General features: G+C 65.3%; 22 protein-coding genes. 8 read left to right on the plus strand and 14 right to left on the minus strand.

The genetic code is table 11. From position 1 onward, the window contains the following. Positions 1-37: 37 nt before the first annotated feature. Both DMB37_RS19240 and DMB37_RS19245 read right to left on the minus strand, forming a co-directional pair. Positions 38-1,474, minus strand: a complete 1,437-nt coding sequence (locus DMB37_RS19240) for an LLM class flavin-dependent oxidoreductase (RefSeq protein WP_135233907.1) — start codon at positions 1,472-1,474, stop codon at positions 38-40. Next, positions 1,471-2,691 (minus strand): acyl-CoA dehydrogenase family protein, encoded by a 1,221-nt coding sequence (locus tag DMB37_RS19245; RefSeq protein WP_135233908.1) that lies wholly within the window; start codon positions 2,689-2,691, stop codon positions 1,471-1,473. The genes DMB37_RS19240 and DMB37_RS19245 overlap by 4 nt, the downstream gene beginning before the upstream one ends. 105 nt (positions 2,692-2,796) lie before the next feature. On the opposite strand from DMB37_RS19245, the gene DMB37_RS19250 reads away from it, so the two are divergent. After that, the gene (locus DMB37_RS19250; RefSeq protein WP_240772456.1) at positions 2,797-3,099 is read left to right on the plus strand and encodes a DUF1905 domain-containing protein; all 303 of its coding nucleotides are present in this window, start codon (positions 2,797-2,799) and stop codon (positions 3,097-3,099) included. Between the two features lie 6 nt (positions 3,100-3,105). On the opposite strand, the gene DMB37_RS19255 is transcribed toward DMB37_RS19250, so the two are convergent. The 3 genes from DMB37_RS19255 to DMB37_RS19265 all read right to left on the minus strand — a co-directional run bounded on the left by DMB37_RS19255 (position 3,106) and on the right by DMB37_RS19265 (position 4,074). Next, positions 3,106-3,441 carry a hypothetical protein gene (locus tag DMB37_RS19255; RefSeq protein WP_135233909.1) on the minus strand — a complete coding sequence of 112 codons (336 nt, stop codon included), beginning with the start codon at positions 3,439-3,441 and terminating at the stop codon, positions 3,106-3,108. Positions 3,442-3,566: 125 nt separating this feature from the next. Beyond that, complete coding sequence (locus tag DMB37_RS19260) at positions 3,567-3,863, minus strand: hypothetical protein (RefSeq protein ID WP_135233910.1); 297 nt, start codon at positions 3,861-3,863, stop codon at positions 3,567-3,569. Further along, positions 3,850-4,074, minus strand: a complete 225-nt coding sequence (locus tag DMB37_RS19265; RefSeq protein WP_135233911.1) for a hypothetical protein — start codon at positions 4,072-4,074, stop codon at positions 3,850-3,852. The genes DMB37_RS19260 and DMB37_RS19265 overlap by 14 nt, the downstream gene beginning before the upstream one ends. A gap of 128 nt (positions 4,075-4,202) precedes the next feature. Here DMB37_RS19265 and DMB37_RS19270 point away from each other — a divergent pair, with 128 nt between their 5' ends. Then, complete coding sequence (locus DMB37_RS19270) at positions 4,203-4,988, plus strand: alpha/beta fold hydrolase (RefSeq protein WP_135233912.1); 786 nt, start codon at positions 4,203-4,205, stop codon at positions 4,986-4,988. A 7-nt stretch (positions 4,989-4,995) separates the two neighbouring features. Here DMB37_RS19270 and DMB37_RS19275 read toward each other — a convergent pair whose 3' ends face one another. From DMB37_RS19275 to DMB37_RS19285, 3 genes are read right to left on the minus strand one after another with little or no spacing between them, the layout of a single operon-like run. Further along, positions 4,996-5,661 carry a TetR/AcrR family transcriptional regulator gene (locus tag DMB37_RS19275; RefSeq protein ID WP_135233913.1) on the minus strand — a complete coding sequence of 222 codons (666 nt, stop codon included), beginning with the start codon at positions 5,659-5,661 and terminating at the stop codon, positions 4,996-4,998. Next, on the minus strand, positions 5,646-6,452 hold the full coding sequence (locus DMB37_RS19280) for a crotonase/enoyl-CoA hydratase family protein (protein WP_206055279.1): 807 nt from the start codon (positions 6,450-6,452) through the stop codon (positions 5,646-5,648). The genes DMB37_RS19275 and DMB37_RS19280 overlap by 16 nt, the downstream gene beginning before the upstream one ends. Beyond that, on the minus strand, positions 6,449-7,978 hold the full coding sequence (locus DMB37_RS19285) for an acetyl-CoA acetyltransferase (protein WP_135233914.1): 1,530 nt from the start codon (positions 7,976-7,978) through the stop codon (positions 6,449-6,451). The genes DMB37_RS19280 and DMB37_RS19285 overlap by 4 nt, the downstream gene beginning before the upstream one ends. A gap of 174 nt (positions 7,979-8,152) precedes the next feature. Between DMB37_RS19285 and DMB37_RS19290 the strand changes: the two genes are divergently transcribed. From DMB37_RS19290 to DMB37_RS19310, 5 genes are all read left to right on the plus strand, one after another. Further along, positions 8,153-8,902 (plus strand): crotonase/enoyl-CoA hydratase family protein, encoded by a 750-nt coding sequence (locus tag DMB37_RS19290; RefSeq protein WP_370465415.1) that lies wholly within the window; start codon positions 8,153-8,155, stop codon positions 8,900-8,902. Between the two features lie 177 nt (positions 8,903-9,079). After that, complete coding sequence (locus DMB37_RS19295; RefSeq protein WP_135233916.1) at positions 9,080-10,186, plus strand: DUF4185 domain-containing protein; 1,107 nt, start codon at positions 9,080-9,082, stop codon at positions 10,184-10,186. Between the two features lie 105 nt (positions 10,187-10,291). Beyond that, positions 10,292-11,494 carry an erythromycin esterase family protein gene (locus DMB37_RS19300; RefSeq protein WP_135233917.1) on the plus strand — a complete coding sequence of 401 codons (1,203 nt, stop codon included), beginning with the start codon at positions 10,292-10,294 and terminating at the stop codon, positions 11,492-11,494. A 10-nt stretch (positions 11,495-11,504) separates the two neighbouring features. Then, a complete protein-coding gene (locus tag DMB37_RS19305; protein ID WP_135233918.1) occupies positions 11,505-12,203 on the plus strand; it encodes a bifunctional 2-polyprenyl-6-hydroxyphenol methylase/3-demethylubiquinol 3-O-methyltransferase UbiG in 699 nt (232 codons plus the stop codon). A 118-nt stretch (positions 12,204-12,321) separates the two neighbouring features. Beyond that, a complete protein-coding gene (locus DMB37_RS19310) occupies positions 12,322-12,561 on the plus strand; it encodes a hypothetical protein (RefSeq protein ID WP_135233919.1) in 240 nt (79 codons plus the stop codon). Between the two features lie 14 nt (positions 12,562-12,575). Here the strand turns inward: DMB37_RS19310 and DMB37_RS19315 are convergent, their stop codons facing one another. Further along, positions 12,576-13,172, minus strand: a complete 597-nt coding sequence (locus DMB37_RS19315) for an alpha/beta family hydrolase (RefSeq protein WP_135233920.1) — start codon at positions 13,170-13,172, stop codon at positions 12,576-12,578. A 225-nt stretch (positions 13,173-13,397) separates the two neighbouring features. Between DMB37_RS19315 and DMB37_RS19320 the strand changes: the two genes are divergently transcribed. Next, positions 13,398-15,233 carry an acyl-CoA dehydrogenase gene (locus tag DMB37_RS19320; protein WP_135237673.1) on the plus strand — a complete coding sequence of 612 codons (1,836 nt, stop codon included), beginning with the start codon at positions 13,398-13,400 and terminating at the stop codon, positions 15,231-15,233. Positions 15,234-15,283: 50 nt separating this feature from the next. Here DMB37_RS19320 and DMB37_RS19325 read toward each other — a convergent pair whose 3' ends face one another. The 5 genes from DMB37_RS19325 to DMB37_RS19350 all read right to left on the minus strand — a co-directional run bounded on the left by DMB37_RS19325 (position 15,284) and on the right by DMB37_RS19350 (position 22,634). Continuing rightward, positions 15,284-16,426 carry a diguanylate cyclase gene (locus DMB37_RS19325; protein WP_135233921.1) on the minus strand — a complete coding sequence of 381 codons (1,143 nt, stop codon included), beginning with the start codon at positions 16,424-16,426 and terminating at the stop codon, positions 15,284-15,286. A 302-nt stretch (positions 16,427-16,728) separates the two neighbouring features. Next, positions 16,729-16,962, minus strand: a complete 234-nt coding sequence (locus DMB37_RS19330; RefSeq protein ID WP_135233922.1) for a hypothetical protein — start codon at positions 16,960-16,962, stop codon at positions 16,729-16,731. A gap of 466 nt (positions 16,963-17,428) precedes the next feature. Next, positions 17,429-18,175, minus strand: coding sequence for a hypothetical protein (locus DMB37_RS19335; RefSeq protein ID WP_135233923.1), 747 nt, complete (start codon positions 18,173-18,175; stop codon positions 17,429-17,431). Positions 18,176-18,971: 796 nt separating this feature from the next. Next, complete coding sequence (locus tag DMB37_RS19345) at positions 18,972-19,613, minus strand: GAD-like domain-containing protein (protein ID WP_135233924.1); 642 nt, start codon at positions 19,611-19,613, stop codon at positions 18,972-18,974. Positions 19,614-19,616: 3 nt separating this feature from the next. After that, positions 19,617-22,634 (minus strand): polymorphic toxin type 15 domain-containing protein, encoded by a 3,018-nt coding sequence (locus tag DMB37_RS19350; protein WP_135233925.1) that lies wholly within the window; start codon positions 22,632-22,634, stop codon positions 19,617-19,619. Positions 22,635-23,115 lie beyond the last annotated feature (481 nt).

Consider the following 23,115-nt stretch of genomic DNA (forward strand, 5'->3'; position numbering starts at 1 on the left):
CCCCGGCGAACACCGCTGTGTTCGCCGGGACGAACATCTACTGACTCGGTGTCGCGACCGTCGCCCCTGGGCGCGCCACCTCGTCGGATAGCACGGTGGAGCCCGGTGCGCCGACCCGATAGCGGGCCCCGCGGTGCTCGTCCGGGAGCCGGTCGCCCGCTTCGAACAATGCGTTGCGCAGGGTGCCCGGGACGTACTCGGTGGTGTACGCACCGCGTTCGGTCAGCACCGGAACAACATGGCGGACAACGTCTTCGAAGGACCCCGGTGTGATGGCGTAGGCCAGATTGAAGCCGTCGAGATCGGTATCCTCGACCCATTCCTGGAGGCGGTCGGCGACCGTGGCACCGGAACCGACGAACACCGGCCCCATGCCGCCGATGCCCGCCCACCGTCCGATATCGCGCACCGTCCACTCGCGACCGTCGTCGTCGAACTCCTGGAAGGCGGCGACGGCGGACTGAATGGCGTTGCTCTGCACCTGGCCGATGGGATCGTCCAGGTCATAACCGGACAGGTCGATGCCCATCCAGCCGGACATGAAGACGAGGCCACCCTCGATGCTGGCGTAGGACAGGTATTCCTCGTGCTTGCGCTGTGCCGCCTCGTCGGTGGCGTCGGTGATGATCGTCGCCAGCGCGTAGATTCGGGCCGAGTACGGATCGCGGCCCGCCTCCCGCAGCGCCGCGCGGATTCGGGAAACAGTCTGTGCGAGCAGTCGTTTCGACGGAGCGGCAATGAAGATGGCCTCGGCGTTCTCCGCGGCGAACCGCACACCGCGTGTCGAGGCACCCGCCTGGTAGATCACCGGCGTGCGCTGCGGTGACGGCTCCGAGAGGTGGATGCCCGGCACGGTGAAGTGCTTGCCCTGATGGCCGATGTGGTGCACCTTCGCCGGATCGACGTAGACGCCCTGCGCGGCGTCGCGGACCACCGCGTCGTCCTCCCACGATCCTTCCCACAGCTTGTAGAGCACCTCCAGGTATTCGTCGGCCTGGTTGTAGCGCTCGTCGTGGTCGAGCTGGTCGGCAGCACCGAAATTCCGCGCCGCCGAGGGCAAGTAGCCGGTGACCACGTTCCAGCCGATGCGTCCGTTGGTCAGGTGGTCGAGGGTCGACAGTCGGCGGGCGAAGGGGAACGGATGCTCGAAACCGGTGCCGGTGGTGATGCCGAACCCGAGGTGCTCGGTGACCGCGGCCATGGCGGAGACCAGCAGCAGTGGGTCGGCGACCGGGATCTGCGCGCCCTGCCGCAACGCCGCGATGTCGTTGCCGCCGTACACGTCGTAGGTGCCGAGCACATCGGCGATGAAGATGCCGTCGAACCTGCCCTGCTCCAGCAGCTTCGCCAGGTCGGTCCAGTAACTCAGTTCCTTGTATCGGTGCGACTGATCGTCCGGATGCCGCCACAGGCCGGGTGATTGGTGGGCGACGCAGTTCATGTCGAAGGCGTTGAAGCGAATTCGGCGGGTCACTGCGCCGCTCCCGTCGCGGGCTTGTGTTCGCCCGCGCTCCAGGCGAACGGCAGGTCGGAGCCGTTCAGCAGGTAATCGCCTATTGCCCTTGCCTTTTGGATCGCCGGATTGTGCACCGAGATGGTGCGCGCGTTGCGCCAGTGCCGGTCCAGCCGCTGCCGTTCCGAGACCACCGAGGCACCGCCGACTTCGAAGAGCAACGTGGTGGCGGGCAGTACCAGATCGATCACCGCGAGCTGGGCCTGCGCGGCGGCGAGTTCGGCTGCCACCAAAGACTTCTCGTCCTGCGCACCACTCGCGAGCACCTCATCGAGGACGTCGGCTACGGCGAGCACACTTGCCTTGGCGGCGAACGCGGCGGCCGATAGACGCCCGATCACCTGCTGCACCAGGGGATCCTGGCGCGGAATGCCCGCCGCGGAATGCGAGTAGCTGCGGGTGCGGCCCGCTACCCACTCCCTGGCATCCAGCTCGGCGCGCTGCGCGATACCGGCGAGCACCGCGAGCTGGACCAGCTGTAGATAGGAGGTCGCGTAGGTCGGGCCGGGAGCGCCGTAGCCGGGGCCGAGGATGCGGTCGTCGGCCACCACGACATCGGTGAACTCCGTGGTGCCGCTGGCGGTGAGCCGCTGCCCGAAGCCATCCCAGTCGTCGTGCTGCCGCACGCCGTCGGCGTTCGCGTCGACGAGCACCCCCACCCGCTCACCGTCGCGATCCGCCGCGACCAGGATGTAGTCCGCGTACAGGGAGCCGGTGCTGTAGTACTTCACGCCGTCGAGGAGCCAGCGGTCGCCGTCCCTGGTCAGCCTGGTGCGGTAGCGGTCGACCGCGCCGACCCCCGGCTCGGTGATGGCATTGCCGACCAGCGTGCTCGTCGCCGTCCGCAGCCACTGCTCGCGGGCGGGTCCCGGCTCGGCGAGCAGATGATCCTCGACGAAGGAGAAGTGCACGCGCAACGCCTGCGGCAGGTTCGATTCGGCCGCGGCCAGCTCGATCAGCAGCCGGAACAGCTGCCGCACGCTGGCGCCGTACCCGCCGAACTCGACCGGCACCCGCAACGCCCCGAACTTCGCCTCGCGCAGCCACCCGACCTCCTCGTACGGCAGCCGACGATCGATCTCCCGCGCCACCGCGCCCTGCGCTATGCGCTCGAAGATCGGTCCGAAGACCGCATCCAGTTCGGAATCTGTGGCGGCTTCGGCCTCGATGGATGTCATCAGCCCACGATGGCGCAGCAAGGGGGCAGGCTCACGGGTTGCGCGCACCACGATCCGAAATGGCGGACCGCCGTAGTTGTCGGTGCGGCTCGCTACAGTCGCGACGTGGCTGGATCGCAATACTCGTTCATGGCAGAGGTGTGGGAACACGCAGGCCAGGGGTCCTGGCATTTCATTTCGCTGCCCGCGGAGGTCGCCGACGAGATCGAGGAGCGCTACGCCCATCGGGCAGGCGGGTTCGGCTCGGTCCGCGTGCACGTCACCATCGGCGCCAGCCGCTGGTCGACCTCGCTGTTCCCGGACAAGTCACGCGCCACCTACATACTGCCGGTGAAGAAGGCGGTCCGGAGCGCCGAGGATCTCGGCGCCGGCTCGCGGGCGCGGATCGAATTGGTCGTCGCGATCTGAGGTGATTCAGCGCGGGGCGGACATGCACTCGGAGGCGATCCGGGTCCGCGCGGTGCGGGCCTTCTCGGCGTCCTCCTTGTTCATGCCCAGGGTTTCCTGGTCGGCGGCCTTCGTGTCGTACTCGTCGCTGATCAGTACGCGCAGCCCGTCCTGCGAGATGCCCTGTTCGACAAAGAGTTTCGCGGCGCAGTCGGCGAGCTGCTGACTCTTGAGGCCCTTGGCCTGCAGGGACTTGGCGAGGTCCGCCTGCGTCACCGTCGGCGCTGCCGCCGCCTTGTCGTTGCCGCATGCCGCGAGCACCGGCAGCGCGATGAGCGCCGCGGCGATCAGGGAGATCCGCACCTGAATCCCAATCTGTCGAAATGGCCACCGTCGTGGAATGGACGCCGTGGGGACGTCGGCCACGATGCTACCGATCGGGTCAGAACCCTACGTGCACAACGCGTTGCGGGACCATGTCCAAGCCCTCAGAGATCCATCGCGGCCCGCAGCGCGGTATCCAGGCGTTCCAGCGTCTCCGCTTCCATCTCGTCGACGCGCTCGGCGAGCCAGCCGCGGAAGATGCGGCCGATGTTGCCGGCGTGCACCCAGCCGTACTGCTGCACCGGCACCGCGAGGATGTCCCGGGGATCGTCCTGGACCACCTCGGCGGCGATCAGCCACGGCCTCGGCGACTCGTTGATGCCGTCACTGCTGATGAGCACGACAGTGCGACGACGCGGCGAACCATGCGGGTTGTAGATCCACAGTTCACCCCGCCGCACGCATCGCCTCCTCGGCGGCGGCCATCTCGGCCGCGTCCGCGGCGGCCTGAGCCGTCACATCCGGTGCCGGACCGCACCCGGTGCGCACGGCCTCACGCCGCGCGGCCTTGGAAATCCACGCCGAGGGTGACATGCCCGCGCGGGCCGCGGCCTGCTCGGCGAAGGACCAGGCGGCCTCATCCAGCGAAAGGGTGACCTTACGCGTTGCCATACCAATTATCGTACCGACTTTTCCCGCCGCTGCCAGCGGAAATTGTCCGGTTCCAGGCGGCGGACCGGCAACTGATGGCTAGTGACTGCTGTTACTGTGGGCGCCTGAATACCCGGAGAGGCGGACACATGACGATGTTGAACCATCATCGGACTGGCCTGGGCGAGCCCCTGGTTCTGGTGCACGGCATCGGCAGCCGCTGGCAGGTGTGGGAGCCGATCATCGATACGCTCGCCGAGTCGTTCGACGTGATCGCCGTCGATCTGCCCGGATTCGGCGGGTCGGCACCGCTCGCCACCACCACCGTGGACACCCTCACCGACGCACTCGCCGAATTCCTTGCCGCCCAGGGCATCGAGCGGCCGCACCTTGCCGGCAATTCGATGGGCGGGTTGATCACGCTGAACCTCGGCGCCCGCGGGCTCGCCAGCTCCGTCACCGCTTTTTCCCCGATCGCGTTCTGGGACAAAGCCGGTCGCGTCTGGTGCCAGCAGTCGCTCGGCAAGTCACGCATGCTCGCGGGACGGCTGAAGCCCGCACTGCCGGCGATCCTCGGCACTGCCGCAGGGCGCACCACCTTCCTGAGTTTGGTCTTCGGCAAGCCATGGGCCGTCGACGCGCAAGTGGCCGTCGATACCGCGAACGGAGCCGCCGACGCGCCGGGTTTCGAACCGGCGCTCGCTTCGTTCACCGACGCGAAGCTGCTCGAAACCGGCTGTCTGGCAGAGATTCCCGTTACCGTCGCCTGGGGCAATCGCGATATTCTGCTGACCTACCGCACCCAGAGCCGCCGCGCCCGCGCGCTGCTGCCGGAGGCCGCGCACGTCACGTTGCACGGCAGCGGGCACACACCGTTCTACGACGATCCCGCCGCGTGCGCGCGAGCGGTGCTCGACACCATCGCCAGGAAGTAACCGCTACTCATCGCTCCCGGCGCGGCTCGGTCAGCGTGTCCGGATGCGCCGTCCCGAGCAGGATGCGTACCGCATTCCGCCAGCGGTGCTGGATGATTCTGTTCCGATCGACCTCGCCGGTCAGCAGCACACGTAGTGCGAGACCGGTCATGATCTCGATGGTGAACTCGGTGATCGTCGGCACCCGGGGGTCGTTGGGGAACTCCGCGCGGAAGACATCGCGAATGCTGGTGTGCATCAACTCGAACAGCCGATGCTCCAGGGGCAGGAAGGCGGCGAGCAGCTCGGGATCGGTGCGCGCACCCACCCACATTTCCAGCGCGGCCCAGAACGATGGCCCGCTGAGCATCCGCATGGTCAGCTCGACGGCCGTCTCCAATCGATCGGCCGTCGCCGGAATGTCCTCGAATTCCTTTGTCAGCTGGTCGAATCGACGGGCGGCGAGATGCTCGACGGCACCGGCGAGCAGATCGGCCTTGGTCGGAAAATGATGCTGCAGTGTGCCGCGCGGCACGCCGGCCCGCTTCTGCACCTCCAGCGTGGTGGTACCCGCGTAACCGACCTCGATCAGGCTCTCCACCGCCGCGTCCAGGAGCCGCGTGCGCATGCGCGCGCGGCGCTGCCCCTGCGTCTCCCGGGCGCGTTCTCCCGAGGCGGTCAGCGTCCCTGCCATTGCGGTTCGCGCTTCTGCGCGAAGGCGAGCGCGCCCTCGGCAGCGTCCTTGGAAAACAGTGCTGGCAGGGCGATCTCACCCTGCTTGGCGAACGCCTCGGCCACCGGCCAGTCCGGCGACTCGTCGATGATCCGCTTGCTCGCGGCGACGGCGAGCGGTGCGGCGGTAGCGATTTCGGCGGCCAGCTCCAGCGCGACGGCCAATGCGGCACCGGGCTCGGCGATCCGATTGACCAGACCCAGCTGGTACAGCCGTTCGGCGCCGATCCGCCCGCCGGTCAGCGCGAGTTCGGCCGCCATGCTGCGCGGCAACCGCTGGGTCAGGCGCAGCACGCCACCACCCGCGGCGACCAAGCCGCGCTTGACTTCCGGGATGCCGAACTGCGCGTTACTGGCGGCGACGATCAGGTCACCGGAGAGCGCCAACTCGAAACCGCCTGCCAGCGCGAAGCCCTCGACGGCCGAGATCATCGGCTTCACCGGAGGTTTCGCGGCGATGCCAAGCGGGCCACGCCGCTGCGTCATCGGCATCTCACCCTTCGACGCGGCGACGAGATCCATCCCCGCGCTGAAGGTGCCGCCCGCGCCGGTGAGCACGAGCACCCGAGCCGCGTCGTCGGCCTCGAACTCGTCGACGGCGTTCTCGATGGCCTGCGCGGTCGCCAGGTTGATCGCGTTGCGGGCCGCGGGGCGGTTGACGGTCAGCACGGTGATGGCGTCGCGCCTGTCGACCAGGATCAGGTCGGATCCGCCCGCGTCCCGTGTCGAGTCGCCCTGCGATGCTGCGGTCATTTGACGGTCCTCTCGATGAGCGTCAGCTTGTCTGCTGCGGTGATGTCGGCGGCAACGCCGAGCGGGTCGCCTTCGTCGAACGCCGCGACGGTCTCGGCGTCGGATGCCCGGATCAGTATGCGGGCGCCGGCTGGCGTCAGGGCGCTGACCACGACCGCCTCGGGCTCGTCGGCGTGGTCCGGCGCGGGGCCTTTGCGGTAGGCGACGGTGTACGACTCGACCGTGGCGGGCCCGGTGTAGCCGGGTGCGGCCTCGCGCCGGGCGGCAGGCACCTGCGCCTCGATCGAACGGAACAGCCGCGCAGGCGGTTCGGCCGAGTACACGCCGACACCGTGCTTGGTGATGTACCAGCCGAGCGCGGTCGCCAGACCGTACGCACTCGGGTCCTCGCGCAACAGGCCGACCAGAGTCGCGATCGAATGGGTCGCGTAATTGTTGCCGGGCCCGCCCCCGAAGGTGAGGCCGCCGGTGACCGAGAGCGGCCGCGCCGGATCGTCGATCGGCAGCCCGAGCGCCTCGGCCGCGACCTGCACCGCGACCGGGAAGCACGAGTACAGGTCGATATGCGCCACGTCATCGATGCCGATGCCCGCGGCACCCAGGGCAGCCTGTCCGGCGGCCGCGATGGCAGGTGAGGCAGCCAGGTCCGCGCGTTCGGAGACGAACCATTCGTCGGTGGCGGTGGCGCCGCCGTGCGGGAACACCCACCGATCTCGCGGCACCCCGGCCGCTGTCGCGGCGGCCGCACTGCACACGATCAGCCCCGCACCTTGATTCACCGAAAGGTTCGCGATGAGCAGCTTCGGATACGGCGTAGACACCATACGGTTCGCGGGCGTCGGCGTCACCAGATCGGTGGCCGCCTGCGGTGTGGGCTGCCAGGCATAGGGATTGCCCGCCGCGACCTCGGACAGGCGCGACCACAGGCCGCCGATCCGCGCGCGATGCTCGTCCTCGCTCAGGCCGAGCCGACCACGCAGCGCGGTTTCCATCAGTGCGTAGAAGTACACCGGTCCCCACAACCCGGCCGCGGTCTCCATATCGGAGTTCGGCGCACGATCCGAGCCGATGAGTTCGGTCGGTTGCACGTCGTCGGACTGTTCCGGCCAATCCAGGGTGGCACCCGTGCGTGTGGCGGTATTCCAGGCGGCCACCGCCTCGGCCCCGGTGATCAGCGCGATGTCGGACTGCCCGTCGGCGATCGCCTGCGCGACCGTGTTGAGCAGCCGCTGCGGTGCGTCGCCGCCGAACCGCACGGACTGCACCGTCCGCTTCGGCGACGCGCCGAGTTCCGTGGCGACCAGTGCGCCGAGATCCGCGTACGGCCTGCTGACCGGGGCCGCCGCCGCGATCAGATCGGCGGATCGGAGCAGCCGATCGCCGGTGCCGCTGTCGGCGCCCGCGCGGCGCAGCGATTCGGCGGCGAGCTCGACCGGACCCGGCAGTCCCGGTTCGCCGCTCCGGTGCACGACCTGTCCGGCACCGACCAGCACCGGCGTCCGGGGATCCATTCCCGCTGGCAGCATTGTTCCTCCGATGATCTTGCGGGGCGTCGAGCGTGCCACGGTAGGGGCGGTCGGCGCGGATACCGTCAGCATTGACGGTAACTTGCGTTCGATTAGAGCAGAGTCCGGACGGCCGGGCAATGGCCCCCTACCGTTGAACTGACTCACGGGTAAGATCCGGGAATGGGCACCAACATCGCGCTGCGCTTCGACGGCGACCGCGCCTACGTCACCCTCGACCGGCCGGACAAGCACAACGGCCTCACCATCGAGATGCTCCGGGACCTGATCGACACCGCGCACACCATCGCGGGGCGTGCCGACGTGCGCGCGGTCATCCTGTCCGGCAACGGCCCGAGTTTCAGCAGCGGCCTGGACATCGCCAAGGCCACCGGTGACCCGCTGTCGATCGTGCGCAGCTTCGTCCCACTGCCATGGCGCGGCACCAACACCTTTCAAGAGGCCTGCTGGGCTTGGCGGCGGTTGCGGGTTCCGGTGATCGCCGCGGTGCACGGCCGCTGCTACGGCGGTGGACTGCAGCTCGCGCTGGCCGCCGACTTCCGCTTCGCCACCCCCGATTCGGAGTTCTCCGTGATGGAGGTCAAGCACGGTCTGGTGCCCGACATGACCGGTGCGGCCACCCTGTCCCGGCTGATCGGCGTCGACAAGGCGCTGCTGCTCGCCACGACCGCGGACACGGTCGATGCCGCGTACGCCGAGCGCGTCGGCCTGGTCACCGAGGTCACCGCGGATCCGGTCGCCGCCGCGGAGAAACTCGCCGACCGCATCGCGACCCGCTCGCCGCACGCCGTTGCCGGTGCCAAGCGGCTGTTCGACAAAGCCTGGGAGGCTTCGACACGCCGCACGTTCGCGCTGGAACGCGCGACACAGTTGCCACTGATCATTCGGCTGGCCACGGCGGGGAGTAAATCCAAGAAAAGCTAGTGCTCAGGACTCCTTTTTGAGCTACGCGCCACAATGCCGACGACTGCGCTGCTAGCATTTCCCAAGGATTTGCCAGCCAGTCGAATTGTGGTGCGTTACACACCGCGAGGGGTCTGTGTATCGCGGGAAGTCTGTGTGTCGCATCGCGCTCGGCGTGATACGGAGGGCTCACAGACCTTGACCAGAACGGCATCCATCTTGCTATCGGCGCTGGCGGGTGCTTCAGCCTTGCTTATCAGTGCTGCCACCCCGGCCACCGCCAACCCGAACACCATCAATCCGATTCCGGTACTCAATGGCAGCACCGGCCTGCCGCACCTGCATGGGCGCACCAAAGCCGTGTTCCAGATGACCGGCATGGCCAGCCCGAACAACACCCAGGCTTACAACGTGCTCGGCACCGACCTCGGCATCATGTGGGATAACGGCAACGGTGAGTTGCTGACGGCATTCGGCGACACCGCGGGCCTCGGATTTCCGAATCTGCTGGCGGGCAGTATGTGGTCGTGGCGGTCCAATATTCTGATGCGCAGCCACACCCAGAATCCGGCGGGCGGGATCTATTTCGACAGTGTCGTCCGGGATGTCTTCGGACAGGCGCGTGATCTTGTCCCCAGTCCGAAAATTCCGTTCCTGGAGATCAGCCGCATCCCAACCGCGGGCATCTCGGTCGGCGGGGTGCAATTCATGAGCCTCATGTCCGTACGGAGCTGGGACGATGTCGGGCAATGGAGCACCAATTTCTCCGGACTCGCCGCGTCCGCCGACAACGGCGAAACCTGGGGTGAGCTGCCCGCCACCCGGCGCCCGGACGAGGGCGGCAACAGCAACTTCCAGATGAACGCCTTCCTCAAGGACGGTGGCTTCGTCTACGAGTACGGCACCCCGTCCGGCCGCAATCAGGCCGCGTTCGTGGCCCGGGTGCCGGAGGCCGAGATCACCGACCTCGGTGCGTACGAATACTGGGACGGCGAAGGATGGCGACGCGGCGACGTCAATGCCGCGGCGCCGATCATGTGGGGCGTCGGCGAAATGTCGGTGATGTACAACGCATATCTGGGCCAATACATCTCGCTCACCACCGACCCGTTCAACTCGGTGGTGATGCGGCGCGCGCCCGCACCGGCCGGCCCGTGGAGTGAGCCCGAGGTGTTGATCGACACCAGGGAGTTGCCGAGCGCGTACGCGCCGTCGATCTTCCCGTACCAGACCGGACGCGATCTGTACTACCTCACTACCGTGCACAGTCAGTACAACGTGCTGCTCATGCGCACAACGCTGTAGCGGGTTTCCCGCACCTGGTTCCGCGCGATCCGGCACCACCTTGACCTCAACACGACTTCACGTATGAGGCTCGGCGGTGTCGGATCGTCGTCTGCAGGAGGAACCATGGGAACCGTCGCACCAGTGCGTGAATGGCTCAGAGCCAACGCACATCCGGTAATAGATACCGATTCCGCCTATACCGGGCCGGACCTCGATCCGCTGATCGATCGGCTCGGTGTGGCGACGGTGGTCGGACTGGGTGAGTCGACGCGGTTCTCCCGGCAGATCTACGGGGTGCAGGAGCGCGTGTTCCGTGCACTGGTCGAGCGACACGGCTTCCGCGGCTTGGCCATTCAGGACAGCGCGCGCTCCGGCGAGCGGTGGGATCGGTATGCACGCACCGGTGCAGGCGATCCCGAATCGGTGCTGGCCGGCTCGTGGCGGCCGTGGCGGACGACGGAAACCATTGCGGCACTGGAGTGGATCCGCGCGTTCAACCAGGACCACCCCGATGATCCGGTGCGGATATCCGGCGTCCAGCCGCCGCATGCGGAGCCTGCCGACTACGACGTCGTGCTCGATCATGTGCGCCGCGTGGCGCCGGATCGACTGGCCGACATCGAGGTTCACCTCACGCCGATTCGTACCGCGCATCAGGTGGACGAACATGTCCAGCACCATCAGGGCATTCACCCGGGCCGCCCGTTCGCCGAGCACGCACGGGAGGCGGTCGCGTTGCTCGAAACTTTGCCGGGCACAACGGAATACGTTCGCACGCATGCCCGGTTGATACGCGACTTCCATGAAAACAGCGTCGCCGGGCAGGGTGGATTCGCCGGCGATGAGCGGCTCGCGGGCGAGCGGGTCATCGCTTGGCAGCGCCGCAGCGGAGCGAAGATCGTCTACTGGGACGGCATCGCGCACACAACGAATCTCGGGATACGAATGGGGACAGCGGAATTCCGGGGTGTCGGCACTTATCTGCACAACGAGTTCGGCCCCGAGTACGTGTCGGTGGCACTCGGCTTCCACCACGGCGACCTCGGCGTGGCTATCGCGCCCGATCCCCGCGCCGAGTTGCTGGACGCGACGCTCGGCTCGGTCGATCTGCCCGCCTACTACGTCGACCTCCGCGACGACGCACCGGACGCGGTGCGCGACTGGTTCCGCAGCCCGGCGAAGGCCCGCGTCATCAGCGGCATCTACGACCCGGCCGAGGACGCCACCGCCGACCTCAGCCTCGACTCGCTGTCCGACGCCTTCGACGTGCTGGTGCACATCCGGGAAACCTCGCCGGTGCACTGGCTGCCCATCGGGGATCAATAGACTCACGGGCATGGATGCGACCGATTGGGACGAGCGCTACGCGCACACTGAATTGGTCTGGGGCGCACCGCCGAACAACACCGTGGTGGAGCACGTCTTCGGGCTGGAGCGGCGCACACCGCTGCAGCCCGACCATCCCGACGGTGACCCGCCCGAACTCCCCCGCGCCCTCGACCTGGCCTGCGGCGAAGGTCGCAACGCACTGTGGCTGGCCACGCACGGCTGGCAGGTGCACGCCGTCGACTATTCGCAGGTCGGCGTGGACAAGGGCCGGACCATCGCCACCCGACTGTCCCGCTCGGTGCGCAGCCGCATCACCTGGCAGTGCGCCGACGTCATCGATTTCGCCGCCGCCGAGCTCACCGGTCCGTTCGAGCTGGTCCTGATGGTCTTTCTGCACCTACCCGCCGAGCAGCGGCGCAAGGTGGTCCGTCAGGCTGCTGACCTGCTTGTTCCTGAGGGCACCCTGCTCGTCCTCGGCCATGACTCCACCAATATCACCGAGGGTTACGGCGGTCCGCAGGACCCGTCCGTCCTGTTCACCCCGGACGACATCGTCGCCGACCTGGGCGATGCCATCGCGGACGACAGTATTCGGGTCCGGCTGGCCGAACGCGTCTTGCGCCCCACCGAGGGGCGCGATGCCATCGACGCGCTGGTCATCGCCAACCGCCCGGCGGTGGGATCGAACGAGATCCAATCGGTGTAGCGATGCGGTGCCGACCCGCAACGCCGCCGAAGCTGCGGTCAACGACATTTGGGGCGTGCCCGCGGCATCGGTCTTGGCTACCGTGCTTGATGATTCACCCCCATCGAGGAGTTGCCTGATGAACCGTGCCGTGCTGAAAATCGTTGCCACCGTGGCGATCACCCTGACCGCTGGTGCGGGGGTGGCGAACGCGGCCGGGAACCCGGGCGGAATTCCGCTGGAGCCCGCGACGAACAGCCAAGCGGATCCCGTCGGCACGGAAGCGACTCCGATCGGCGTCTCGCCCGGGTCGAGCGACGCCGCGTCCCTGGCCTGTCTCGTGCAGTCGATCTCCTATGGAGCCAGGTACTGCCTGTAGACCGTCCCGGCCGACTAGGTGCTCCAGCGCTGCAACCAGGGCGTGACCGTGTCGGCGATGACGTCGAATCCCGTGCGGAACGAGTGCGGCTGACCGGGAATCACGCACAACTCCGCCACATCGGCGGCATCCGGAATGCCGAACGGATCGCTACCCCCGTTGATCACGACCACCTCGATATCACCCGCTTCGAGCAGCTCCGCGCGCCGCGACTTCTCCGGCTTCCCCGGCGGATGCAGCGGAAACGACAGCGCGATCACCCCGCGCGCCTCGACCGCGATCGCCGTACGACAAGCGACCCGCGCCCCGTTGCTCCGCCCACCTTGGATCAGCGGAACCTTCTTCACCCGACCCCGCAGCGCCGCTACGATCTCCAGCCAGGCCTCGTCCTGCTTCACCGCCGACCCCGGCGCTCGACGGCCCGCCAGCCGATAAGGCTGCACAACCCTGGCTACCGCGCCACCCAGCGCCACTGCCGCGTCGCGCACGGTCAGGATGTCCTTCGCGTCGACCCCACCGCCCGAACCGTGCGTGAGCACCAGGAGAAACGCGGGCTTGCGTGGCTGGTCGAGCTCGATTTCGGCCGGTCCGGCACTCGTCTCGATGCGCACACCTCACGGTAACCGCGTCGGCGCGTCAACTCGCGACGCCCCGCGCGGTGCTGTTTTTCGCGTCACATTCCCGCTCGAGCCTTTGCCAGCCCATTACCGGTCGGTAATATGGACCGTAAGTTACCCGCGAGTAGCATGCGGAACACCGGCTACCGGTAGAGCGAAACACGGGCGGGAACGGTCAACCAACCGACCGCACCAACTCAACGGAGAGTGAGTACTGACATGGGTCACTACAAGAGCAACGTCCGCGACCTGGAGTTCAACCTCTTCGAGGTCCTTGGACTCGGTTCGATCCTCGACAGCGGCGCCTACGGCGACCTCGACACGGACACCGTCAAGGAGATGCTCAACGAGGTGCGTCGCCTGGCCGAGGGCCCGCTCGCGGAGTCGTTCGCCGACGCCGACCGCAACCCGCCGGTCTTCGACCCGCAGACGCACACCGTCGCGATCCCCGAATCGTTCAAGAAGTCCTTCCGCGCGCTGCAGGAAGGCGGCTGGGAGAAGCTCGGCATCCCCGAGGAGCTCGGCGGACTCGGCGTCCCGCGCACCGTGCACTGGGCCATCAGCGAGCTGATCCTCGGTGCACAGCCCGCCGCGTACATGTACGCCGCAGGTCCCGGCTTCAACACCATCTTCCACAACAACGGCACCGATGAGCAGAAGAAGTGGGCCAAGATCGCGATCGACCGCGACTGGGGCGCCACCATGGTCCTCACGGAGCCCGACGCGGGCTCCGATGTCGGCGCGGGTCGCACCAAGGCGATCAAGCAGGAAGACGGCAGCTGGCACATCGAAGGTGTGAAGCGCTTCATCACCTCCGCCGACGCCGACGACATGTTCGAGAACACCGTCCACCTGGTGCTGGCCCGCCCCGAGGGCGCGGGCCCCGGCACCAAGGGCCTGTCGCTGTTCTTCGTGCCGAAGTTCCACTTCGACCACGAGACCGGTGAACTCGGCGACCGCAACGGCGTCTTCGTCACCGGCGTCGAGCACAAGATGGGCCTGAAGGTCTCGGCCACCTGTGAGGTCACCTTCGGCGGCAACGGCATTCCGGCCAAGGGCTGGCTCGTCGGCGAGGTGCACAACGGCATCGCGCAGATGTTCGACGTCATCGAGAACGCCCGGATGATGGTGGGCACCAAGGCCATCGCCACCCTGTCGACCGGTTACCTCAACGCTCTCGACTACGCCAAGGAGCGCGTCCAGGGTGCCGACCTGACCAAGATGACCGACAAGGCCGCGCCCCGCGTGACCATCACCCATCACCCCGACGTGCGGCGCTCGCTGGCCAGCCAGAAGGCCTACGCCGAGGGCCTGCGCGCGATCTACCTCTACACCGCCGCGCACCAGGATCCCGATGTCGCCCAGCAGGTTTCCGGTGCCGACGCCGATCTCGCGGACCGGGTCAACGACCTGCTGCTGCCGATCGTCAAGGGTGTCGGTTCCGAGCGGGCCTACCAGTACCTGACCGAATCGCTGCAGACCTTGGGTGGCTCCGGCTTCCTGCAGGACTACCCGATCGAGCAGTACATCCGCGACGCGAAGATCGACTCGCTCTACGAGGGCACCACCGCGATCCAGGCGCAGGACTTCTTCTTCCGCAAGATCGCGCGGGACCGTGGCGTCGCGCTCGCGCACGTAGCCGGCCAGGTGCAGAAGTTCATCGAGTCGGAGGCGGGCAACGGCCGCCTGAAGGGTGAGCGCAAGCTACTCGCCACCGCGCTCGAGGACGTGCAGGCCATGGCCGCCACGCTCACCGGGCACCTGATGGGCGCCCAGGAGAACCCGTCCGAGCTGTACAAGGTCGGCCTCGGGTCGGTGCGCTTCCTGCTCGCCGTCGGCGACCTGCTCATCGGCTGGCAGCTGCTGCGTCAGGCCGAGATCGCCATCAAGGCGCTCGACAACGGTGCCACCGGCGCCGACGAGTCGTTCTACCAGGGCAAGGTCGCGGTCGCGCAGTTCTTCGCGCGCAACATGCTGCCGGAGCTGACCGCGGTCCGCACCATCCTGTCGAACCTGGACAACGACATCATGGAGCTGGACGAAGCAGCGTTCTGATCTCGATAACGACGAAAACGGCCCGGATCGCTCCGGGCCGTTTCTCGTTGTCAGGCTGCGCTCGAACCGACCAGATCGTCGACGACGACCAGGTTGCCGCCCAGCTGTTTGGCTTGATACATCGCGGAGTCGGCGCGCGCGAGTAGATAGGCGGGCGTCGGCGAGTCACCGCCCCCGTCGAAAACCGCGACCCCGACGCTCGCGGTCACCTCCACTGGTTCCGGGTCCTGGCCTGCCACCGCGTCGATCTCGTCCGGCTCGGCAACTGCTCGCCGCACCAGTTCCGCGACCGAGCGCGCCGACAGGGCGTCCAGGTGCCCGAAGATGACGAACTCCTCGCCACCCGTCCGTGCCAGAAGCAGCGGCCCCACCGCGCGGCGCAGCCGTTTGGCCGTCCGGCGCAGCACCTCGTCGCCCACGGCGTGCCCGAAGCGGTCGTTGATGTCCTTGAACCGATCGAGATCGACCGCGATAGCGCAGGCCGGAGCCTGCCGAGCGGACTCCGTCAACGTGGACAGACGCAATTCGAGCCCGCGACGGTTCAACAGCGCCGTCAACGGATCGGTCACCGCGTCCTGGCGCAGCACCCAGTAACAGAACTGCATCGAGGGCAGCAGCACGACGCCCGCCGCCACCGAGATCAGCACGATCGCCAAGCCGACCATCGGATCGCCGCCCACCGCGACCATCCGGACGGTCAACGCCACCACCGACAAGATCGTCCAGGCCGCGTGCACCGCCAGCACCTTGGCGTTGTGCATCACCGCCAGATAGCCGCCGGTGACCACCAGCAGGACGGCGCCGAGCGCGCCGTACACGCGATCCGCTTCCTGCAGGCAGGCCAGCGTGATCGCCAGATCCGCAGCGGCGAAGAGAGTGAGGGATTCGGTCCGGGTCGGCCACGGCAGCAGCCACCAACGCAACGCCCAGAACAGCGCGAACCCGACGATGAACCAGTCCAGCGCCTGCCCGAACCTGCTCGGCGGGCCCGTCTCCGACGACAGCACCAGAACAGCGATGCCCGCCAGCACCGCCCCACCCGTACCGACGACAACCTTCGTCCAGCGCACCGCCGCGTGGGAGTCGAGGGCGCGCGCCAGCCAGTTGTAATCGGCCGGGTCCTGCCACCAAGCCTCGAGCAACACGCGACCATTGGCCATAGCCACCACCAAGCGCAGAGGGATCGGTTCCATCGCATATACGTCGAGCGCGAGATTTCCTCGTTGAATCTCACCAGCTAACTGATCAAGTGTATTGCTGGCGTGCCGTGGGGAGACGTGTGTTAGTGCGCACAGCGCTTTGACCTGGGGAATCATGCTTGACGAGCAGCACGCCCAGACCGCAGGCCCGCCTTAGTCAACTTTCAGCTACCTCAGCGGATCAGCCGGTCGCGGATACGGCAAAGCGGCCCGGATCGCTCCGGGCCGCTTCGTGACATTCGGGACGCCCCGCCGTCCCTGCCCAGCACTGTGCGGGGCGATGTCTCTTCGATGAACTACGGGGCGGGCTTGTTGCCCGAGCCGCTGGACAGCGCCTTGACGATCTCGCCGATGGCCTTGCTCGAGCCGGTACCCGTCGGGTCCGGCTCACCGGGGGCGACCACCGGCTCCACGGTGCCCGGCTCCAGCTTCAGACCCGGCGCCGCGTCGGCGGTTGCCATGCCCGACCCAGCGATGAGGACGCCGGCGGCCGCGGCCAGCACGATCCCGAATACACGCGTTTTCTTCATTCAGTTGCTTCCTTTACCGAATATCCAGGTCGATGCCCTTTGGTATCGACCGCAGCCAGTTCTATCACGGGAATTCGGAGGTCAGCGACCTTTCGGCCATCGCGGGTTTCGGTCAGTGATAGCCCATGGATTGCAAGTGGAAGCGTGTGCAACTTGCAAAGTGCAAGCTAGCTTATTGCCAGTTCCGGCCCATATTATTACCGGCATTCAGATTCGGGGCACGGCTGAAAGCCGCCGAGAAGCAGGGCATTCATGGCGCACTAGCCACTCGACATCATGTGACACAGAGCGCACGTATCCAGATCAGCAAATTGATGGCATTCACGTAACTAATTGATGATTCATCGACTGGCGAAATTTTGTGCATCCAGCAAACAGGCGGCTACGTTGTGATTCATCACATACCAGCTTATCTGTAACATCGGGGCCGATTCGCCGGATACCGGCGGGCACACCGATCGACGAGTCAGAGCGCCAGCCGCTCGATGCCGTATTCGTCAGCCACCAGGATCTCGCTACTGGTAACCGCTATGCCCATCGGACGACGCAGCACCCCCGGCGCGAATGGTAGAACCGACTGCACCCCTTCCGGAGTCATCTTCAGAACTCTTGGGCTCACGTCGCTTTGGACTCCGACCTGCGCTACATAGACGTTTCCGGCAGCATCGATGTCCAAGCCAGAAGGCCGATCAAGGCTGGTAAACGGCAGCGTGGTCTGGTTGCCAGCGGCGTCCCGCCGAACAATACCGATCGTTTCGTCACCGTTCGAGACAGTGATCGTGCCCGCATCATCGACGACGATGCCGAACGGATAGCCGAGCGGGGCGGGTGGGATAGTTTCCTGGGTTCCGTTCGGTGCAACACGGACAATTCTGCCGTGGTAGAAGTCCACGACGTACAAGTTGCCCACAGAATCGACATGAACGTCGGTAGGGTTTCGGAGCTCAGGAACCTCGATAACCGTCTGAACACCACGAGCACTGAGGCGATGCACGAAGCCCCGCTTGTATTTGAGGTCATACTGATAGTCGCAAGTGTATACATTTCCTGCCGCATCCACCGTCACGCCGAACGGGCGCTTCAGCCACCGAAAGGGCAGCGTGACCGAGTTTCCCTCCGGATCCACCTTGTATACCTGACCGGATGAATTCCCGGCAACGTAAGTGTTGCCGGCGGCGTCGACCGCGACGCCGGTAGGACCATAGACAGCCATTTATTCCGCTCCTTCATTGATGTACTTACAGCGGGCACAAAAAAGCGGCCCGAATCCATCGGACCGCCCGATATTCACAACCAAACGGCGACTCCAGCATCGCGCTGCGCCTACAACTCACGTCGGCAGCGGTTCGAACGGTCGAGCCAATCAGCGGGTAGACCGTTATTCCGAGACACCCCACAAGGATGCCGCGGACGCGGATCTCATCACCTACCGACTGCGATAGTCCCCCACGACGGCAGGCTGAAGAGGATCACCGTTGCCGTCGGTAGCCAGATGCGCTTTGGTGGTCAAGTCCGCCCCGCGACCGGCCGATGGCGTGATCGGCTGGCTCATAAAATTACTGTCCGGGCCGCCGGGGCCCGGCCACCGCGGGATGCCTTGGCGTTGTGTCGATGGACTCGAATGGTCGAATCCACCGACACAACCCAATCCAGATTCCCGGTCGCATCCGCGAGCGCGGTCAACGCGACCAGCACCCGATTCAGGTTCCGTCACCGGCTATCGGCGATGCCGCTTCACTACTGTCTGCCACGGACCGAATGCCTCCGGAAGATCCCGTTACAGCACTCTAAACCGCAACCGAAACACCATCTCCCCATCACCAACCGATTGTTGGCGAAGTTGCGGCCAACCTGACTATCGGATTTCGGTAACAACAACCCCGGCAACTGCCACTGCTTGTCCGTCAGAACTCGATACCGATCACCAACGACCGTCGACATGGCAAACATGATGCCCGACCCCACGACCTCCCGAACACAATCCACAGAACCGTATTGGGAGACATGGCCTAGTACGGATTGACCATGATTGTTCGCGGTGTGATCTGGCTGAGGAGTTGCATGTGCACCGTCGCGTCCACAATCTGCACGTGGTCGGGCAGCATTGGCCCACCTAGCGCTTGGGCCGGAACAAATCCATACATGGTGTCCGGACCAACCGGCCCCAACCGCTTCAATACCCGCTTGAACAGCGGCCTGTCGTCGTCACCATCCGGATCCAAGAGATCACCGCTCGCCGCCCTCAACGAGGTGAAAATCTGTACATCGCGCCCGAAGTCATCCGACATGTCGCTGGACTTGTCCATAGGCAATAACCAGCCGCTGTAAGGAATGACGGTCAGGCTCAATCCGGTCCGTTGCCCCCAGAGTGTCATCCTGCCGAACGCCGATCTGGTTACTGCCACCCATTTGTCGTTACCGAACGGCAGATCGATACCCGCCGTCCACTCGTCCACCGTCGTCTGCCACTCCTCAGGATCGCAAAGCCACATCAATCCCTTCCGGAAACCAGCGAATCCGAGCTCACGCCACAAGTCGAGCAGAAAATTCGGAACCTGTCCCGCATACTTCTCGAACCGTTCCTCGGGAGCGGGAACCGAAAAACTCGGACGACCCCACTTCTGAGTTATATCCTTGACAGGAAAAGGCATCCGCTACCTCAAAATCCACTCGACATTCAACAGATGGTCACCTTGGCCCGACCGAACCAAGTCCTCAGCGTACCGTCTCAGGTCATCCGCCAACCCACGATGGGCCCACTGGCTGCCGAGCGAGGAGTTCACAAAAGTGTCTCCCATCTTGGGCAGCCCGCTGGCATCGAGCCCGATGACGTCGAGCCCGCCGGCAACGATGTCCTGTTCATGCAGCGCTGCCAAGTTCTTCGTACGTTCCTTCGCCCGCTCCTTGGCATAGAGTGCCGGCTTCATACCGTCTAGAGCTTCTGGATCTTCGTACAGCAGCCGAAGAGCATTCGACTCCTCTTCAGCAAGAATTGCTGCCTTATATTCCTTGTTTGCCGCCTTTTGGGCCTTTCCTTTTCGCGAAACCGTCTTCATATTGTGCAGCAGCTCATTGGCGGTCATCTTGTTGACGCCAGCGATCTGCCCTTCAATTTGGCGAACAGTCTCACCCACCTTATGCCGAGTATTTACGGTCTTACCTCGGTTGAAATCCACCGTATGCTTTTGTGTTGCCCGCGGCCGTACGGGCCCGAAGGCGTTGTTCGGCATGGACACCGGGCCGCTGAAACGTGGAAGGAAACCACCGCCCGGACCGTGGGTCGCGGCAAACCGGGCTCGCAGCGCGTCAGCGAGAAGATTATCTAGCTCAGATAAGCCGCGGGCTCCGGCGACCAACTGGGGTTCGACGCGGGGACCAAGAAAGTTCAGTAAATCATGCAATCCGGAACGCGTATTGTGAACGCTGGCGCGAGCCGTCGTTTCGAGACGTGCCATCGATTCGATGAGCCCCTCGATCTTCACATCGCGCCAGACCTGGAACCTTTCAGGAACAGTGCGGAATCGCTCGATGCTCGTCACCAAGTTGGCCGGGATGTTCCGCAGCGCTTCGCCAGCGCCGGTCACCCCCGGCATGCTTCGCAATCCGTTGGTGGCGAAACTAGGTAGATTGCGTAGGGAATCGAAACTGTTCTTCGCGAAATCGGGAAGGTTTCGCAAAGGGTTGTACATACTCGAATTGGGTAGTGCCCGGACAACTATCGATGGCGAGACCTGTCTAGCCGCTGCCGCTGCGGCGGCTTCTGCGATTGCGATCTCACCAGTGCGCAGTGCGGTTGTTCCAGCACGAACAGGTGCGCCGCCGAGGGGCAGGAACATGGTGGCGGCCAGGGCTGCCTCCCAGTCGGCCGGCGCCTTGTCCATCTGCGCCTGTGCCGCCTGCAACCGAGCCCGTCCAGACGGGGTGTATGGATCACCACCCAAGCCATAAAAGGCACCGCCGACTTTGTAGCGGTACCAGTCGGCGACAGTCGTGCCAGATGCAACGACGCCGTCCCACAGCAGACGACCAGGGGCAACGACAGCGTTCATCGACCGCTCATAGTGCGTGGCGGCCGCAGCCCGATAGGCGGGGTTCATCGGGTTGGCCGCAGCCTGGAGCCCGGGTGCAAAATTGAAGTTGGAAACTAGATCCGAACCCCAGGTCTTCAGACTGTTGCCGACACCAGCAGTCCAGTCCCAACCCTTTTCGATAAAATCGCGCCGGTCCGGTGGCAGATTGAAAGCTATGGGCTTGCCGGTGGCGTCGTACACTGCCGACGCACCATCACGGAACTTCCGGTTGATTGTTTTGTCGACCTCGTTGTAGATATCGGTGTACGATTTGTTCGATCCCGCGCCGTAAAACGAATCGAACATGACGCCGCGGTGGTCGATAAAGTAGACATGGGTGCCTTCTTTGGTCTGTTCGGTCCGGCCCATGGTGATGCGGCCTTGCAGATCCTTGCCAACATTCCACGGCTTACCGTCCGGGCCGAGCTGCCACCCTTCGCCATTTGTATCGAACTGACCGATGAAGGTGCTTTCTACGCCGCCTTTTCCGTCTGATTTAGCAGTAGATATAGTGAGGTTGCCATAGTTGTCATAATGATAGTTGTCGAACATTCCATATTGATTGGGTACCGCGACATCAATACCGACCAGGTTTCCATCTTTGTCGTATGAAGGATTCTTGATGCCCTTATAGTCTGGCGTTGAAACATAGGCCCGATCCGGTCTTCCGGCGGTCGAGGTGCCTGAATTGTAATCCTGGCCGTACATATCCGACTCAACCGTGTACTTGCCACCATAGAAGGCGGTACCGTCGGCGTTGAGATTCCAGCGCTGCCATCCGCCTTGGCCGTTACCCGCTACACGGGAAGTGGTGAAACCGCCTTTTCCGTCGGGAATCGTTTGATCGACAGTCTGGTTCCCATTTCCGAACGGAATTCGGTTGTGCACGATCCGGCCGTCAGGCAGCGTCGTGTCCCACTCGTCGCCCGGCTTGCGGCCTCTGGTGTCCGGCAGGCCGAAGATGTCTGGATCAGGAGCGGCCTCTGGTTGCGCAGGCTGTTGATTCCCTGTACCAGGCTGCTGGTTTTGATTCGGATTCGACGGCGTTGTCACTCCCGGTTGCGTCGTCACTCCCGGTTGCGTCGGGGGCGTCGTCACTCCCGGCTGCGACGGGGGCGTCGTCACACCTGGTTGCGACGGGGGCGTCGTCACTCCCGGCTGCGACGGGGGCGTCGTCACACCTGGTTGCGACGGGGGCGTCGTCACTCCCGGCTGCGACGGGGGCGTCGTCACACCTGGTTGCGACGGGGGCGTCGTCACTCCCGGCTGCGACGGGGGCTTCGGCGGGGTCGTCACACCTGGTTGCGACGGGCCATTGATCAGCTGAATATCGTTGATCGGCGCGGCATGAAGGGTGCTCGTCTCGGCAATCTTGGTTGCCGATGTGACAAGCTCACGCCCGGCATCGATCCGCTCCACCTTCCGAGCCGCCGACACCGGTGTCATCCGATGAAAGTCGAAGACCCGGCCACTCGACCGACCGGAAGACGAATCAGCCGATGCTGCAAAGCTGTTCGTCAGCGAAGACAAGTTCGCGGCACGGCCAGCAACCCAAGCCGGGGAACTGTTTGTGGCCGGTCTGATGATGTCGGTACGCGACATAGCAGCACCTCGCATGGTATCGAAAAGCGGACTGGGACAGGGAGAAACAGCTGCGCGAGACGCCGAGTCGCATCCTCGGCACCGATTGCGGACCGTTCGTCGTGGTATCAGCCTGTGGTGGAACAGGATCCGGCTGCATGCGCCTGCGCTGTTTCTGCACGCTGCAACCAATGCTCCCGGTCCACCTCATTGCGCCGATTCCGCTCTTCCTCCGCCTGCGGGCCCGGACGCCTAACCGCGCTCGAGACTCACCGGTTCGATCAGTCCCGGCACAGGCGATCGGCTTTCCGACGGCAACCCGGAAACATCCGCAGGTTCATCGAAAGGTGCTGCGACCGTTGATGCCTCCGCAGCCGACCCACGAGCTGCATCTGCCATCTCGCTACGGTGAAGAGCCGCGCCAACTGCTGCCCGGCACTCGCCGGCGTCATTCGGTAGAAGTCGAAGACCCGTCTGTCGAGTCGCTCATCGGACGAATCAG

The sequence above is a fragment of the Nocardia sp. CS682 genome (assembly GCF_004634405.1).
In the GTDB taxonomy this organism is placed as follows: Bacteria; Actinomycetota; Actinomycetes; order Mycobacteriales; family Mycobacteriaceae; genus Nocardia; species Nocardia ninae.

What these genes read in the sequence shown, in the direction of transcription:
- DMB37_RS19310 (WP_135233919.1), top strand. Translation starts at nt 12,322, where the DNA reads ATGAACCGTGCCGTGCTGAAAATCGTTGCCACCGTGGCGATCACCCTG.
- DMB37_RS19350 (WP_135233925.1), bottom strand. Translation starts at nt 22,634, where the DNA reads ATGTCGCGTACCGACATCATCAGACCGGCCACAAACAGTTCCCCGGCT.
- DMB37_RS19335 (WP_135233923.1), bottom strand. Translation starts at nt 18,175, where the DNA reads ATGGCTGTCTATGGTCCTACCGGCGTCGCGGTCGACGCCGCCGGCAAC.
- DMB37_RS19330 (WP_135233922.1), bottom strand. Translation starts at nt 16,962, where the DNA reads ATGAAGAAAACGCGTGTATTCGGGATCGTGCTGGCCGCGGCCGCCGGC.
- DMB37_RS19285 (WP_135233914.1), bottom strand. Translation starts at nt 7,978, where the DNA reads ATGCTGCCAGCGGGAATGGATCCCCGGACGCCGGTGCTGGTCGGTGCC.
- DMB37_RS19320 (WP_135237673.1), top strand. Translation starts at nt 13,398, where the DNA reads ATGGGTCACTACAAGAGCAACGTCCGCGACCTGGAGTTCAACCTCTTC.
- DMB37_RS19275 (WP_135233913.1), bottom strand. Translation starts at nt 5,661, where the DNA reads ATGGCAGGGACGCTGACCGCCTCGGGAGAACGCGCCCGGGAGACGCAG.
- DMB37_RS19300 (WP_135233917.1), top strand. Translation starts at nt 10,292, where the DNA reads ATGGGAACCGTCGCACCAGTGCGTGAATGGCTCAGAGCCAACGCACAT.
- DMB37_RS19245 (WP_135233908.1), bottom strand. Translation starts at nt 2,691, where the DNA reads ATGACATCCATCGAGGCCGAAGCCGCCACAGATTCCGAACTGGATGCG.
- DMB37_RS19345 (WP_135233924.1), bottom strand. Translation starts at nt 19,613, where the DNA reads ATGCCTTTTCCTGTCAAGGATATAACTCAGAAGTGGGGTCGTCCGAGT.
- DMB37_RS19265 (WP_135233911.1), bottom strand. Translation starts at nt 4,074, where the DNA reads ATGGCAACGCGTAAGGTCACCCTTTCGCTGGATGAGGCCGCCTGGTCC.
- DMB37_RS19270 (WP_135233912.1), top strand. Translation starts at nt 4,203, where the DNA reads ATGACGATGTTGAACCATCATCGGACTGGCCTGGGCGAGCCCCTGGTT.
- DMB37_RS19325 (WP_135233921.1), bottom strand. Translation starts at nt 16,426, where the DNA reads ATGGAACCGATCCCTCTGCGCTTGGTGGTGGCTATGGCCAATGGTCGC.
- DMB37_RS19280 (WP_206055279.1), bottom strand. Translation starts at nt 6,452, where the DNA reads ATGACCGCAGCATCGCAGGGCGACTCGACACGGGACGCGGGCGGATCC.
- DMB37_RS19305 (WP_135233918.1), top strand. Translation starts at nt 11,505, where the DNA reads ATGGATGCGACCGATTGGGACGAGCGCTACGCGCACACTGAATTGGTC.